The following is a 15,379-nucleotide window of genomic DNA, read 5'->3' on the forward strand; positions in this document are numbered from 1 at the left end:
TTCCTCCTTATAGCGCTGCACGACGAAAGTCGGACATAAGCTGAGCAATATAGGCATTAAAGCGCGTTGCCAGGGCGCCATCAATGACGCGATGATCTGCGCTGAGCGATAAGGGACAAATCAAACGCGGTACAAATTGTTTTCCATCCCACACAGGCTTCATGGAGGCCTTGCTAACACCCAAAATAGCAACTTCAGGAGCATTCACTATTGGTGAGAAATATGTTCCACCAATGCCACCTAGAGATGAAATCGTAAAACTGGCACCCTGCATTTGATCTGGCTTTAATTTACCTTCACGAGCAAGGGCAGCCAATTCAGAAGTTTCGCGTGCAAGTTCAAAAATCCCTTTTTTATCCGCATCACGAATTACTGGGACCACTAAGCCATTTGGCGTATCGGCGGCAAAGGCAATATTGAAATACTTCTTAAGGACTAAATCATCTCCGTCGAGTGAGCTATTGAACTCTGGATACTTTTTCAGTGCAGCTACAGCAGCCTTCATTAAGAAGGCTAGCATGGTAATTTTGACGCCCTGCTTTTCATTCTCTTTATTAGTAAGAACGCGAAATGCCTCCAGATCTGTAATATCAGCATCTTCATGGTAGGTCACAGCGGGAATCATTACCCAATTGCGGCCTAAATTCGCGGCAGTTAATTTTTTAATACGGTTTAACGGTTGACGCTCTGTCTCACCAAACTTCGAGAAGTCAACTTTAGGCCATGGAATTAAATTTAAGCCGCCCAAACTTCCACCGCTAGTATTAGCGCCATTGGTACCAGCACTCATCGCAGCTTTTACGAATGCCTGCACATCCTCCTGAGTAATACGGCCTTTAGGTCCAGTACCCTTTACTTGAGAAATTGTGACACCAAGTTCGCGGGCAAACTTGCGAACGGAAGGGCTGGCATGGCTTGCATTTGTATCGGTCTCAGGCGCAGCATTGCTTACTGGGGGTGGTGCTGGAGCGCGCGTAATTGGTGGCTCTACCTTAGGTGAAGCAGGAGACGCAACTGGCTCTGCCTTTGCTACAGCTGGTGTAGTTTGGGCTGCTTGTGTAGATACAGGAGCAGCTCCTACAGCGGTTTCTTCAAGAACAAGAACAACTGCCCCTTCCGAAATTGAGTCACCCACCTTAACCTTGACTTCCTTCACAATGCCCGAGTGTGAGGATGGCACATCCATGGTTGCCTTATCCGACTCAAGGACAACAATCGACTGCTCTTTTTCAACTTGGTCACCAGCCTTTACTAGCACTTCAATGACGGGTACATCCTTGTAGTCCCCAATATCTGGAACTTTGATATCAATTAATTGGCTCATATTCTCTATCTCTTATCAAACCGTCATTGGGTTTGGTTTAGTCGTATCGATCTCGTACTTTTTGATGGCTTCAGCCAATTTCTGACGATCAAGTTGGCCGGCGTCCACTAGAGAGCGCAGCGCTGTTAATACCACCCAACGACGATCCACCTCGAAGAAATCACGTAATTTCTCACGTGTGTCCGAGCGCCCAAAACCATCTGTGCCCAAAACCTCGAAGCGGCGACCGATGTGCTGAATAGCCGGACGAATTTGCTCAGCAAACAAACGAACATAATCAGTAGCAGCAATGATTGGTCCGCTAGTATCTTTAAGACACTTCTCAATATGCGATAGAGCTGGCGCCGCAGTAGGATTGAGTAAGTTGCTGCGATGAACAGTAGTCCAATCACGTCCCAACTCTGTAAAGCTTGGACAACCCCAAAGGTCTGAAGCGATGCCCCAATCCTTGTGCAATATTTCAGCTGCCTCAATCACTTCACGGAAGATCGTTCCAGAACCAAGCAACTGAACGCGTAACTTTGCATTCGCATCGCCAACAGACTTCAACTTATACATGCCCTTAATAATGTCCTGCTCCGCACCTTTAGGCATCGCTGGATGGGCATAGTTTTCGTTCATCAAAGTGATGTAGTAGTAGACATCCTCTTGATCAGTCAACATGCGACGCATACCATCTTGAATCACCACTGCAAGCTCAAATGAGAAGGTTGGGTCATAGCTAATGCAGTTTGGAATAGCGGCACTCCATACCTGACTATGACCATCCTCATGCTGGAGACCCTCACCATTGAGCGTGGTTCTGCCAGCCGTACCACCTAAAAGGAAGCCGCGACTGCGCATATCTCCAGCGGCCCAGCATAAGTCGCCAATGCGCTGGAATCCAAACATCGAATAGAAGATATAGAAAGGCAGCATAGGTACGCCATGAGTAGAGTACGAAGTTGCTGCTGCAATCCAATCGCACATGCCACCGGCTTCATTAATGCCCTCTTGCAAAATCTGGCCGTGCTTATCCTCTTTATAGAACATCAATTGATCATGGTCTTCAGGGGTGTAAAGCTGACCCAATTGATTCCATATCCCTAACTGACGGAACATACCTTCCATACCAAAAGTACGAGATTCATCTGGAACAATGGGCACCACACGCTTACCAAGAATCTTGTCGCGAACAACTGTATTGAGCATGCGCACAAATGCCATCGTGGTAGAAATCTCACGACCTTCTGTAGTCGCCTCCAAAAGTGCTGCAAATGTATCTAAGGCTGGCACAGGCAAACTTTCGGCCTTCATGCGACGCTGTGGCAAATAGCCGCCAAGTTCCTGACGACGAGCCTTCATATACTCAAGCTCTGGACTACCTTCAGGAAACTTAACTAAAGGCATCTCATCTAACTGCTCATCCTTGACTGGAATCTCAAAGCGGTCACGGAAACGACGCACGTCATCCGCATTCATTTTTTTTGCTTGGTGCGCAATATTCATTGCCTCACCAGAACCGCCCATTCCGTAACCCTTAATGGTGTGAGCTAAGATCACAGTCGGTTGATTCTTGTGGTTTACCGCAGCATGGAATGCAGCAAATACTTTATGAGGATCATGACCGCCTCGATTAAGCTGCCAAATTTCATCATCACTCCAGTCACTTACCAATGCTTTTAATTCTGGAGTGTTAAATACCGTCTCACGAACATAGGCGCCGTTTTTTGCCTTCATGGTTTGATACTGACCATCGACAATTTCGCCTAGTCGCTGCATCAGAATGCCTTTTTTATCGCGTGCGAAGAGTGCATCCCAATGGCCGCCCCAAACGACTTTAATGACATTCCAACCTGCGCCACGGAACTCGCTCTCAAGCTCCTGAATAATTTTGCCGTTACCGCGCACCGGGCCATCTAATCTCTGCAGATTACAGTTCACCACAAAGATAAGGTTATCCAGTTTTTCGCGACCAGCCATACCGATTGCACCGAGTGACTCAGGCTCATCAGTCTCTCCATCACCCAAGAATGCCCAAACTTTTCGGCCTTCCGGCTTAATAAATCCGCGATCTTGCATATAGCGCATAAAGCGCGCTTGATAAATGGCCATGATAGGACCAAGGCCCATTGAGACAGTTGGGAACTGCCAAAAGTCCGGCATCAACCATGGATGCGGATAACTGGAAATACCCTTTCCACCAACCTCTTGACGGAAATTATTCAACTGCTCCTCAGCCAAGCGACCTAACATGTACGCACGAGCATAAATGCCGGGCGCAGAGTGTCCTTGCACAAAAATTAAATCGCCACCGTGTTCTGGTGTTGGTGCATGCCAAAAATGATTGAATCCAACGTCATATAAAGTTGCGGCAGATTGAAACGAGGAGATATGTCCACCAACGTTAGTATCTTTATTGGCACGCAATACCATTGCCATCGCATTCCAGCGTGTATAAGAACGAATACGATGCTCAACATTCTGATCGCCAGGTAAGCGAGCTTGCTGCTCTACAGGAATTGTGTTGATGTAAGGAGTTTCAGCGTGGAAAGGTTGATTAACACCATTCACGCGTGCATGAGAAATTTGTTGGTCTATTAAGAAAGCAGCTCGCTCAGCACCTTCATTACGGATTACACCGTCTAAGGCCTGCAACCACTCTTGAGTTTCAACTGGATCCGCATCCTGCTTACCTGCGCTACCCAAAATTTGATCTGGAACTGCCGCCATAACTTATCTCCATTAGATACATCGGTGTTAATGATTCACTCTATAGGCAATATTCTAGGAAGGTCTATGGGTGTAAACAAGCAATTTTCCACATAATGATAGTATTTCTCATTATGTGGAAAATTGCTGCAATGCAATTTATCAAGCAGGAAACTTGAAAACACCTAAATAAAGAGATCAATCAGGCAAAATAGCTTGAATTCATGAAAAAAATCGCATTTTCCATCTGGCAACTAAAACCTGTGAAGTGGCTTCGTCGTATTCAGAGTTTTAGGCTGGTCTACACCCCACTATTAGCCATTGTGCTATTCACCAGTGTGATGGGAATCATCCTGGGAACACTTCAACTTCAAGAAAAAAGCCAACAAGAGTCTGCACTATTTAGAGAGTTGTCATTTGCAAAGCAAAGGATTCAGTTACGTTTCACGAATAACACTGATATTTTGCAATCAATGGGTCGGGAATACTTAAGTGCAAGTGAGACTGACAAGTCACGCGAAAACGTGATCGTCCAAGCAGAGAATTTATTGCAAAACAATCATGAAATTGTGCAAGTCTTGTGGATTAATGAAAATAGCCAGCGCGAGTGGAAGCTACCGCAAAGTAATTTGAAAACAGACTGGTTTAATAAGCCAGAAAACGCATCATTAATTAATGATGCACTCAGAAAAACAATTGAGCTAAGTGTAGCCACCCATAGATCGGCTTTCAGTCACTTTATTACACTACAAGTGCCTAAAGAAGAGCCAATTTCAAAAGAAATTCGAAATGTCTTTTGGCAAACCGTTCCTCAGATCTCAGGAAATAGTGTTAAGGGCATGGCAGTCGTCCTCTACACAACCCAAGGTCTGATTGATATGATCCCTGGCGAGTTAAAAGCTCAGTATCGATTTACGCTTTTGACCGACGACGAGAAAGTTCTCGCCATTTCATCCGATACAAACACTCCAAAAAGAGCTTTTAGTAATCAGACGAGTCTTGATATCGGCGTTTTGAGTCCGAATTTAAGTCTACGCATTGACACCTACCCGCCCGCAACTAATTTAACTTTCAGAATGCTCATTGGCGTTGTGTTGGGGTTGAGTGCATTTGTGATTTGGAGCTTATGGTCCGTCCTCAAACAAATGCAAGTTCGACAAGAGGCAGAGGCCAATCTGCGAGCCGAAACTAATTTTCGTAGGGCGATGGAAAATTCCACTCCAGTGGGAATTCGAGCTCACGACATGAATCGAACAATTACCTATGTAAACCCCGCCTTCTGTGAAATGACTGGCTGGTCTGCAAAAGAGCTCATTGGGCTTAAGCCCCCTTTTGTCTTCTGGCCTGAGGGTCAAAAAGTGGAGCTCATTGAAAAAATGAATAAGGGTTTGAAGTTAGCCCTGAGCGAGGAAAAGAATATTGGTATTGAAGGCTCAATTCTTCATCGAGATGGCTCCATCATCCAAACGCGCACTTTTATCGCTCCCCTGATTAACGAAAAAGGTGAGCAAACCGGCTGGGTCACCTCCTTAATTGATATTTCTGAGCCCAAGAAAATTCGCGAAGAATTAGCAGCATCACAAGTGCGCTTTGTCACGGTTCTTGAAAGTTTGGATGCTGCCGTATCAGTAGTTTCAAATGAAACTGGAGCACTTCTTTTCGCAAACCGCTTTTATCGCGAACGTTTTGGTGAAACGCCAAAAGGACATTTTGATTTAGCGGGCGGTGAAATCATTCACAATACGATGCTTGAATTATCTGAAGGTATAAATGATTCAACCCCAGGGATTCCGCCATCATCCCTATATCAAGAGTCTGAATCTGAGGAGATTCAATTAATCGATGAAACTACCGGTACCTCAAAGTGGTATGAGGTACGTCGCCGATTTGTGCCTTGGGTAGATGGGCAATTAGCACAACTCTTAATTGCTACAGATATTACTATTCGTATTGAGGCAGATGATTTGGCGCGACAACAAGAAGAGCGTATGCAATTTACCAGTCGCTTAACCACAATGGGTGAGATGGCATCGTCATTGGCACATGAATTGAATCAACCGCTCTCAGCCATTTCAAATTACTGCATGGGTGTTATCAAGCGTTTGCAAGGTCACCTTGACCCAGCATTACAAAAAGATATTCTGCCTGCGCTCGAAAAAGCCTCAGATCAAGCACATCGAGCCGGAACCATTATTCAGCGCATCAGGGGATTTGTGAAGCGAAGCGAACCTCAACGCAAGTCCTGTGACATTGGAGAAATTATTAGTGATGCAGTTGGCCTTGTCGAAATTGAGGCGCATCGTCACAGACTTAGCATCACTTCCCATGTGGCCGAAAACCTTCCCATGGTCGACTTAGATCCGGTATTAATTTTGCAAGTATTGGTCAATCTTCTCAAAAATTCCCTAGATAGCCTTAGAGAGGTATACCCCCTCTCCTCCCGCTGGACGGCACCACCAGTAGCCATTTCCGCCGATCTTGATACCAGCACCTTTCCCGCCATGCTTCGGATCCAGGTAACCGATGCTGGGGCTGGAATCGCCGATTCCGTCATTGAACGCATGTTTGAGCCCTTTTTCAGCACAAAAAATGATGGAATGGGTATGGGTTTGAATATTTGCCGATCAATTATTGAGTCTCATCAAGGGCGTCTGTGGGCCAAAAACCTCATGGATGCCGAGCAGACAAAGCTGTCAGGCTGCAGCTTTACAATACTATTGCCTCTGGAGTCCCCTGGTTCTGAGGGTAATATTTAACTTTTCGTATTTTTAGATTTCTATGAGAGATGCTATGAACGTTAGTGCCGCTACTAAACCCAATCAAGCTGAAGTGGTTTATGTTGTTGATGACGATGAGGCGGTGAGAGATTCACTCACTTGGCTACTTGAAAGCAATGGCTACGTTGTTCGTTGCCATGCTAGCGCCGAACGCTTCCTTCAATCCTTGCAGAGCACAGACAAGTCCACGATCTCTTGCGCCATTTTAGACGTCAGAATGTCGGGTATGTCGGGCCTTGAATTACAAGAGCGTTTAATCAGCGAAAATCTTCCAATGCCTGTGGCTTTTATCACTGGTCACGGGGATGTTTCAATGGCAGTATCAACAATGAAACGTGGCGCAGTAGACTTCATTGAAAAACCATTTAAAGAAAATGATCTGTGCGGCTTAGTCGATCGCATGCTGGCTAAGGCGCGTGTAGATTATTCGCAAGCTAGTCAACGTAAAATTACCCAAAGCTTACTCAGTAAACTTACCGGTCGCGAACGTCAAGTTCTAGAACGGATTGTTGCAGGTCGTCTGAATAAACAAATTGCCGACGATCTTGGCATCTCCATAAAGACAGTGGAGGCACATCGCGCGAACATTATGGAAAAGCTCAACGTTAATACCGTAGCCGACCTCTTGCGTCTCGCACTCTCTGATCCTCAGCCTACAAATTAATCACCGCTTACCCAATGCCTGCACAGCTACTTGATGGAAATCTTCTCTCCAAGAAACTTCGCGCTGAAATTGCCGCTCGAGGCGCCATTGTCACCGCCAAAGGCACCAGACCTGGCCTAGCGGTTATTGTTGTTGGTGATAATCCAGCAAGCCAAGTGTATGTTCGCAATAAAGTCAAAGCCTGTGAGGATGTTGGATTTCATTCAGTTCTAGAGCGCTATTCCGCTGATTTGGGCGAAGAAGAGTTACTTGCTCGCATTGCTACTTTAAATGCTGATCCAGCCATTCATGGCATCTTGGTTCAACTACCACTACCAGAGCATATTGCTGCAGAACGCGTACTTGAGGCGATTGCCCCTGAAAAAGATGTCGACGGTTTCCATGTGGCCAATGCTGGCGCACTAATGGTTGGTCAACCAGAATTCAAACCCTGCACCCCTTATGGTTGCATGAAGATTTTAGAAAGCATTGACTATCCTATTCGCGGAGCTCGCGCTGTGATTGTTGGCGCTTCTAATATTGTCGGAAAACCTATGGCTATGTTGTTGCTTCAGGCGGGCGCTACGGTCACCATTTGCAATAGCAAAACACGTGATCTAGCTCACCACACTAAAGATGCAGATATCTTGGTAGTGGCTACCGGTAAACCCAAAATGATTACTGGCGATATGGTTAAAAATGGTGCTGTAGTCATCGATGTTGGTATCAACCGTCTTCCTGATGGCAAGCTGTGTGGTGACGTCGATTTTGATGCGGCTCAGTACATTGCTGGCTGGATTACCCCAGTGCCTGGTGGTGTTGGACCAATGACTATCACCATGCTACTCATGAATACTCTAGAGGCGGCTGAGAAGGCGAGCAAACATTAAGTCTTGTGAGCTCTGACGTTGCTTCGTTGGCAAAAAAATCGCTAGTCCATTAAGCTAGAGGGATGACTACCTCTTTAGCCCCAAAACCCTCCGCTGACGTTGCGGAAAACCCTTTAATTTCTTTTGGTCGAGGGATTGCCGCTTACTCGCAAATTAAGCCCATTCATATTGCTCCAGCAATTTGCCACCTATTGAAGCAAGCGGAAAGCGCGGTGAATTACGCCACACAGGCTGCAACGCCAGCAACATGGAGTGCGTTAGTCGAACCCCTGGAGGATGCAACAGAGTCATTAGGACGGTCCTGGGGGGTAATATCTCACCTCAATAGCGTAGCGGATAGCCCTGAACTACGTGCTGCTTATGGAGAGATGCTGCCTAAGGTGACTGCATTTTTTTCAAGTCTAGGACAGAACCTCGCGTTATACGATAAGTTTAAGCAACTCAAACAAAGTCCCGATTTTTCCAAGCTATCAACTGCCCAGAAAAAAGTGATTGAAAACTCCTTAAGAGATTTTCGCCTTGGAGGCGCCGAGCTTCCTGATTCTGAGAAGACCCGCTTTTCAAAAATCCAAGACGAACAGGCAGTGCTTAGCAAGGCATTCTCAGACCATGTTCTGGATGCTACCGATGGATTTATTCACCTTGTTCAAAATGAAGATGAGCTTGCTGGCTTGCCAGAGGATGCCATAGCTGCCGCTGCTGACAACGCAACACAGAAGAATCTCAAGGGCTGGGTATTTTCACTACATTTCCCCTCTTACTTTCCGGTAATGCAATACGCAGAAAATCGAAATTTGCGCCGTCTCATGTATGAAGCTTACGTCACTCGCTCTTCTGAGTTAGGCCCTAAATTTGGTCATGGCCAGCTCGATTGGGACAATACTGAAAATATGCTTGAGCAATTGCGCCTTCGCGATGAGGAGGCACGCATGCTCGGATTCAACAACTATGCCGCCTTGAGTCTTGCCCCCAAGATGGCTCAGAGCGTTCAAGAGGTTGATCAATTTTTAAGCAATATCGCAACTAGAGCAAAACCATACGCACAACAGGATTGGCTAGAGCTACAAAATTTTGCTAAATCTCATTTAAATCTTGAAGGCGATCTACAGCCTTGGGATATTGCTTTTGCTTCTGAACGGCTAAAGCAAGAGCGCTACGCCTTTTCTGAGAACGAATTAAAACAATACTTTCCTCTACCAAAAGTATTGGATGGTTTATTTGGATTAATTCAAACGCTCTTTGGTGTGAAAATTAATGCTGCGGACCTTCCAACATGGCATACAGATGTTCAGTCGTTTTCGGTCAGCGATAGCTCCGATAAAGTCTTGGCCTATTTCTACCTAGACCCATATGCCAGACCAGGTAAACGTGGTGGCGCCTGGATGGATGATGCGAGAGGTCGCCGCGAATTACCTAATGGTGAAATCCAAATCCCCGTTGCGTATCTGGTCTGCAACTTCGCTCCCCCTGTAAAAGTAGATGGTGTATTACGCCAACCTACGATTACGCATGATGATGTGATTACCCTATTCCATGAAAGTGGTCATGGCCTGCATCACCTTCTCACCCAAGTCAGCGCTTTAGGTGTGTCAGGAATTAATGGCGTGGAATGGGATGCCGTGGAGTTGCCAAGCCAGTTTATGGAAAACTTTTGCTGGGAATGGGAGGTTTTAGAAACCATGACCGCACATACCGAAACTGGTAAGCCTTTACCCAAAGAGTTATTTGACAAAATGTTAGCTGCTAAGAATTTTCAAAACGGTCTTAGTACTCTGAGGCAGATTGTATTTTCGCTAACGGATTGGCGGATGCATTCAAGCTTTGACGCTAAAGATGCTAAGGAGTCAGCAGTATTAGAGCTATCAAGAAAAATCGCCAGCGAGTTTAATGTGATTCCCCAGCCAGAAATTTCCCGTTGGCCAAATACCTTTAGTCATATTTTTGCGGGGGGCTATGCCGCCGGATATTACAGCTATAAATGGGCAGAAGTCCTTTCTGCCGATGCCTATGCTGCATTTGAGGAGGCAGCCAAACTCACTGGTAGCGTCCTAGACGCCCAGACCGGCAAACGCTACCGCAAAGAAATCCTAGAAGTTGGTGGTAGCCGTCCCGCTGCGGAATCCTTTAAAGCCTTTAGAGGACGCGAACCCAGTATTGACGCACTCTTGCGTCATGGCGGATTAAGTGCGGCGATTTAATTCAGTGTAATTTCTGCGACTGCGGGAGCATGGTCTGACGGCTGCTCCCAAGTGCGCGGCTCTTTATCGATTATGCTGGCTGTGCATTTATTCTTCAGGGCGTCGCTTAACAATATATGATCAATTCGCATCCCTGCATTACGCCTAAAACCCATCATCCGGTAGTCCCACCAACTGAAAGACTTTGGCGCTTGCTCAAATAAGCGAAATGAGTCATATAAACCCAATTCAGTGAGTTGCTCAAATGCCTTACGCTCAGGTGGTGACACCAGGTTCTGACCAATCCACTTTGATGGATCATGCACATCAGAATCCGTTGGAGCAATATTAAAGTCACCCAATAATGCCAAGCGGTTATTTTGAGTTAACTCATCCTTTAGCCAACCCTCCAAGGCATTTAGCCAATTCAGTTTATAGACAAACTTATCGCTATCAGGAGATTGGCCGTTGGGGAAATATGCCGACACCAGACGTATTGGCTGCACCCCCTTAAAACACACTGTAGCCGCTAGAATGCGCTGCTGGTCATCAGCATAACCAGGAATATTTCGAACAGGCTTTAGAAAAGCCGTCTCTAAATCAGAGGCCATTGGCGCTAATGCCGCTCGACGCAATAAAATTGCGACTCCATTATAGGTTTTCTGCCCTGCAGCCAAACTCAAATACCCCGCCTCCTGAAGCTCTCGATGCGGATATTTATCATCTGTTAATTTCAATTCTTGAAGACATAAAGCGTCGATTGGTTTTTTAGTTCGAGCCTGATCGTCAAGCCACTTAATGACCTGGGGCAGTCGAACCTTTAATGAATTCACATTCCATGCGGCGATCCGCAATGACTCAGTCATTTATTCCCAACTCCTGAAGCTTACGGGTAATTGTGTTTCGACCAATACCCAATCTTTGAGCTGCCTCTACACGACGACCTCGAGTAACCTCGAGCGCCGCTTGCAAGATAACCTTTTCAAATCTAGAGCACAAAGCATCATAAACATTTAGCTCGCCGTCCTGCAGCATCTTTACGGCGATACGGGACAAGCCGGCCTCCCAATCAATACCAACGCCCCTAGCAGCAACAGGAGCCGATGGAGTAGAGTCACCCTCTAAAAGAACAGGATGCGCCCCTGCCTCAGCCAATATATCAGCAGGCAAATCACTGCTACCGATGATATTAGATGGCGTCATGACCGTGAGCCAATGACATAAGTTTTCAAGTTGACGAACATTGCCAGGAAAAGACATGGAACTCATTTCTTTCAAGGCCTCATCAGAGATTTTTTTAACTTCGACTCCTAGGGATTTTGCACATGTCGTCATGAAGTGGCGTGCTAATGCAGGTATATCTTCCGCGCGCTCACGTAAGGGGGGCATCCTCAAGCGAATAACATTTAAGCGGTGGAGTAAGTCTTCTCGGAAAGCTCCTGAAGCTACTTTAGCTTCTAAATGATGATGAGTGGAGGCAATGATGCGGACATTTGCCTTAATCGGATCTTGGCCACCAACACGATAAAAGTGTCCATCCGATAAGGCGCGTAATAGCCGCGTTTGCAAATCAAATGGAATATCACCAATTTCATCTAAAAATAAGGTGCCGCCATCAGCTTGCTCGAAGCGCCCACGCCGCAAGGTTAGCGCCCCCGGAAAAGCTCCGCGTTCATGACCAAACAATTCGGACTCCAAGAGCTCTTTAGGCACCGCTGCCGTACTAAAAGTAATAAAAGGGCCTTTAGCGCGCGGACTATGTTTATGTAAGGCTTGAGCAACCATCTCCTTGCCGGTGCCTGACTCACCCGTAACCAGGACAGTTGAATGCGATTGAGAAAGCCTTCCTATCGCCTTAAAAACCTCCTGCATCGCTGGCGCCTGGCCAATAATTTCGGTGGAATCCTGCCTCCAACCGGCTACTTCTTTATTCCCTGTGGAGTTGCGTTCGCTTTGTTCAATTGCGCGTCGAATAAGCTCAACCGCCTTATCAATATCAAAAGGTTTTGTTAGATATTCAAATGCACCACCTTGCAAAGAAGAAACTGCAGAATCTAAATCCGAATAAGCGGTCATGATAATGACGGGCAATAAAGGATGAGTCTCTTTGACAGATTGCAAGAGATCCAAACCATTTCCACGTGGCATGCGGATATCAGAAATCAAGATTTGTGGAGTTTCTTTTTCCAGGGCATCCAATACATCATTAGGGTTAGAAAAACTCTTATGAGGAATATTCTCCCGTGTCAGCGCCTTCTCGAGTACCCAACGAATTGATTGGTCATCATCCACGATCCAAATGGGTTTCATAATACTTTCTCCTGCCTACGGTAAGGAATTTGAATATGGAAATCAGTGAAACCAGGTCGACTCTCGCAAGCTATAAAGCCCTGATGTTGCTGAACAAATGTTTGGGCCAAAGTTAAACCCAAACCACTGCCGCCCTCTCGTCCAGATACCAAAGGAAAAAAGATGCGCTCACGAATATCCTCCGGAATACCGGGACCGTTATCAATCACATGTAGATCCATGGCCATCTTATAGCGATGTTTTGAGATCGTGACCGAACGGGCAACACGAGTTTTAAATTCAATCTGAGCAACTCCATCCCGAATTTCTTCAGAAAGAGCCTGCGCTGCGTTATGCGCAATATTCAGAACGGCCTGTATCAACTGCTCACGGTCACCCAAAACCTCTGGCAGACTGGTGTCATAGTTACGAATAATCCTTAAGCCCTTAGGAAACTCAGCGAGTACCAAACTCCGCACCCGCTCCAAAGCCTCATGGACATTAAAGGACTCCATAGCATGGGCTTTACGATGTGGCGCCAGCAATCGATCTACCAAGGTTTGCAAGCGATCGGATTCTTTAATAATGACTTGCGTATATTCACGCAGACCCTTCTCAGGAAGTTCAAATTCTAAGAGTTGGGCTGCACCACGAATACCACCCAATGGGTTCTTAATTTCATGCGCTAAATTACGCATCAACTGCTTATTAGCCTCTACCTGCTGAGTTACGCGCTCATCACGCTCACTGCGTAATTGTTGATCTATTGGAAACCACTCCATCATGATTAAGCTTGGATCTTCCAAGCTAGCAATTACAACATGGGCGGGAATAGAGTCTTGATGAATGCTGCCAGGCAAGGAATTCAATACCATCTCTTGGCGTTGAGCAGCTACATGCCCTAACTTTACCTCGTCAATCATATGAGCAAGAGAGTCGTTATCGCCAAATAAATCGCGCACAGATTGACCCTCAAGTGATTTACGAGAAAGATCCAAGGCTGATTCTGCAGCTGGATTCACATAAACCAATTGTTGGTTTCCTGCCTCAAACACCACAATGGCATTTGGCATTTGGTCGAGCAATGTCGGAAAAAAAGGAGCAGCCGAAGCTGCCCCTTTGAACGAATTGCGCAATAGACCTGCGCTCAACATTTCTCCTTCGCTTACAGGGAGTAATACATATCGAATTCGATCGGATGAGTTGTCATACGGAAACGTGTGACATCTTCCATCTTCAATGCGATATATGCGTCGATCATAGAATCAGTAAAGACACCGCCACGAGTCAAGAACTCGCGATCTTTGTCCAACGCTGCCAAAGCCTCTTCTAAGCTTGCGCACACAGTTGGGATCTTTGCATCTTCCTCTGGAGGCAAGTCATACAAGTTTTTATCAGCAGCTTCACCTGGATGAATCTTGTTCTGCACACCATCCAAACCAGCCATCATCAATGCTGAGAAGCAGAGATATGGATTAGCCAATGGATCAGGGAATCGCGTCTCAATACGACGACCCTTAGGACTGGAAACGTGTGGAATGCGGATTGAAGCGGAACGATTACGTGCAGAGTAGGCCAATTTCACTGGGGCCTCAAAGCCTGGAACTAGACGCTTATATGAGTTAGTGCCTGGATTAGTAATTGCATTCAATGCTTTAGCGTGCTTAATGATACCGCCAATATAGAACAAAGCAAACTCAGACAAACCAGCATAGCCATTGCCAGCAAATAAGTTCTCGCCATTCTTCCAAATAGATTGGTGAACGTGCATACCTGAACCATTGTCGCCGACGATTGGCTTAGGCATAAATGTTGCCGTCTTGCCATAAGCATGCGCTACGTTTTGAATCACATACTTCTGCCAGATAGTCCAGTCAGCGCGCTCTACCAATGTGCTGAACTTGGTACCCAATTCATTTTGGCCTTGGCCAGCAACTTCATGGTGGTGCACTTCAACTGGAATGCCCAATGACTCCAGAATCAAACACATTTCGGAGCGCATGTCTTGGAATGTATCGACTGGCGCAACTGGGAAGTAACCACCCTTCTTGCCCGGACGGTGACCAGTGTTACCACCTTCGATTTCAGCAGATGAAGACCATGGAGCTTCCTCGGAGTCAACCTTAACGAAACAGCCCTGCATGTCAGCACCCCAACGGACGCCATCAAAAATAAAGAATTCTGGCTCTGGGCCAAAATATGCAGTGTCACCCAAGCCAGTACTCTTGAGGTATGACTCTGCACGTTTAGCGATCGAGCGTGGGTCGCGGTCATAACCTTTACCGTCTGAAGGCTCAATCACATCACAGGTGATAACTAACGTTGGCTCTTCATAGAATGGGTCAATGTATGCTGCAGTTGGATCAGGCATCAACAACATATCGGAAGCTTCAATGCCTTTCCAGCCAGCAATAGAAGAACCGTCAAATGCATGACCACTCTCAAATTTATCTTCGTCAAAATGGGAGATAGGAACTGTTGTGTGCTGCTCTTTACCCTTGGTATCGGTAAAACGGAAATCAACGAAAGTACACTCTTTCTCTTTAACTAACTTCATCACATCGGCGACGGTCTTCGTCATGCAAATC

Annotated in this window: 10 protein-coding genes; 4 read left to right on the top strand and 6 right to left on the bottom strand. The window is 46.2% G+C overall.

Going from position 1 to position 15,379, the window contains the following annotated elements; all coding sequences use genetic code 11:
- Window positions 1–7 precede the first annotated feature (7 nt).
- Together aceF and aceE are read right to left on the bottom strand one after the other, a co-directional pair.
- Window positions 8–1,324: a dihydrolipoyllysine-residue acetyltransferase gene (gene aceF / locus AOB49_RS05870; RefSeq protein WP_062308911.1), complete on the bottom strand. Its 1,317-nt coding sequence runs from the start codon at window positions 1,322–1,324 to the stop codon at window positions 8–10.
- 15 nt (window positions 1,325–1,339) lie between these two features.
- On the bottom strand, window positions 1,340–4,036 hold the full coding sequence (gene aceE / locus AOB49_RS05875; protein ID WP_062308913.1) for a pyruvate dehydrogenase (acetyl-transferring), homodimeric type: 2,697 nt from the start codon (window positions 4,034–4,036) through the stop codon (window positions 1,340–1,342).
- Between the two features lie 203 nt (window positions 4,037–4,239).
- Here aceE and AOB49_RS05880 point away from each other — a divergent pair, with 203 nt between their 5' ends.
- The 4 genes from AOB49_RS05880 (at window position 4,240) to AOB49_RS05895 (ending at window position 10,523) form a co-directional block, all read left to right on the top strand.
- A complete protein-coding gene (locus AOB49_RS05880; protein WP_062308915.1) occupies window positions 4,240–6,771 on the top strand; it encodes a PAS domain-containing sensor histidine kinase in 2,532 nt (843 codons plus the stop codon).
- A gap of 34 nt (window positions 6,772–6,805) precedes the next feature.
- Complete coding sequence (locus AOB49_RS05885) at window positions 6,806–7,456, top strand: response regulator transcription factor (protein WP_062308917.1); 651 nt, start codon at window positions 6,806–6,808, stop codon at window positions 7,454–7,456.
- Between the two features lie 14 nt (window positions 7,457–7,470).
- On the top strand, window positions 7,471–8,325 hold the full coding sequence (gene folD, locus AOB49_RS05890) for a bifunctional methylenetetrahydrofolate dehydrogenase/methenyltetrahydrofolate cyclohydrolase FolD (protein ID WP_062308918.1): 855 nt from the start codon (window positions 7,471–7,473) through the stop codon (window positions 8,323–8,325).
- Window positions 8,326–8,387: 62 nt separating this feature from the next.
- On the top strand, window positions 8,388–10,523 hold the full coding sequence (locus AOB49_RS05895; RefSeq protein ID WP_062308920.1) for a M3 family metallopeptidase: 2,136 nt from the start codon (window positions 8,388–8,390) through the stop codon (window positions 10,521–10,523).
- On the opposite strand, the gene xth is transcribed toward AOB49_RS05895, so the two are convergent.
- From xth to glnA, 4 genes are read right to left on the bottom strand one after another with little or no spacing between them, the layout of a single operon-like run.
- A complete protein-coding gene (gene xth / locus AOB49_RS05900) occupies window positions 10,520–11,368 on the bottom strand; it encodes an exodeoxyribonuclease III (protein ID WP_172793397.1) in 849 nt (282 codons plus the stop codon). The two genes, AOB49_RS05895 and xth, sit on opposite strands and share 4 nt — an antisense overlap.
- A complete protein-coding gene (ntrC, locus tag AOB49_RS05905; protein ID WP_062308921.1) occupies window positions 11,361–12,812 on the bottom strand; it encodes a nitrogen regulation protein NR(I) in 1,452 nt (483 codons plus the stop codon). The genes xth and ntrC overlap by 8 nt, the downstream gene beginning before the upstream one ends.
- Window positions 12,809–13,945: a nitrogen regulation protein NR(II) gene (glnL, locus tag AOB49_RS05910; protein ID WP_062308923.1), complete on the bottom strand. Its 1,137-nt coding sequence runs from the start codon at window positions 13,943–13,945 to the stop codon at window positions 12,809–12,811. Before glnL ends, ntrC begins: the two co-directional genes overlap by 4 nt.
- An 11-nt stretch (window positions 13,946–13,956) precedes the next feature.
- On the bottom strand, window positions 13,957–15,372 hold the full coding sequence (gene glnA, locus AOB49_RS05915; RefSeq protein ID WP_062308925.1) for a type I glutamate--ammonia ligase: 1,416 nt from the start codon (window positions 15,370–15,372) through the stop codon (window positions 13,957–13,959).
- Between the last annotated feature and the right edge of the window lie 7 nt (window positions 15,373–15,379).

This window comes from Polynucleobacter sinensis, assembly GCF_001595985.1.
Lineage (GTDB): Bacteria > Pseudomonadota > Gammaproteobacteria > Burkholderiales > Burkholderiaceae > Polynucleobacter > Polynucleobacter sinensis.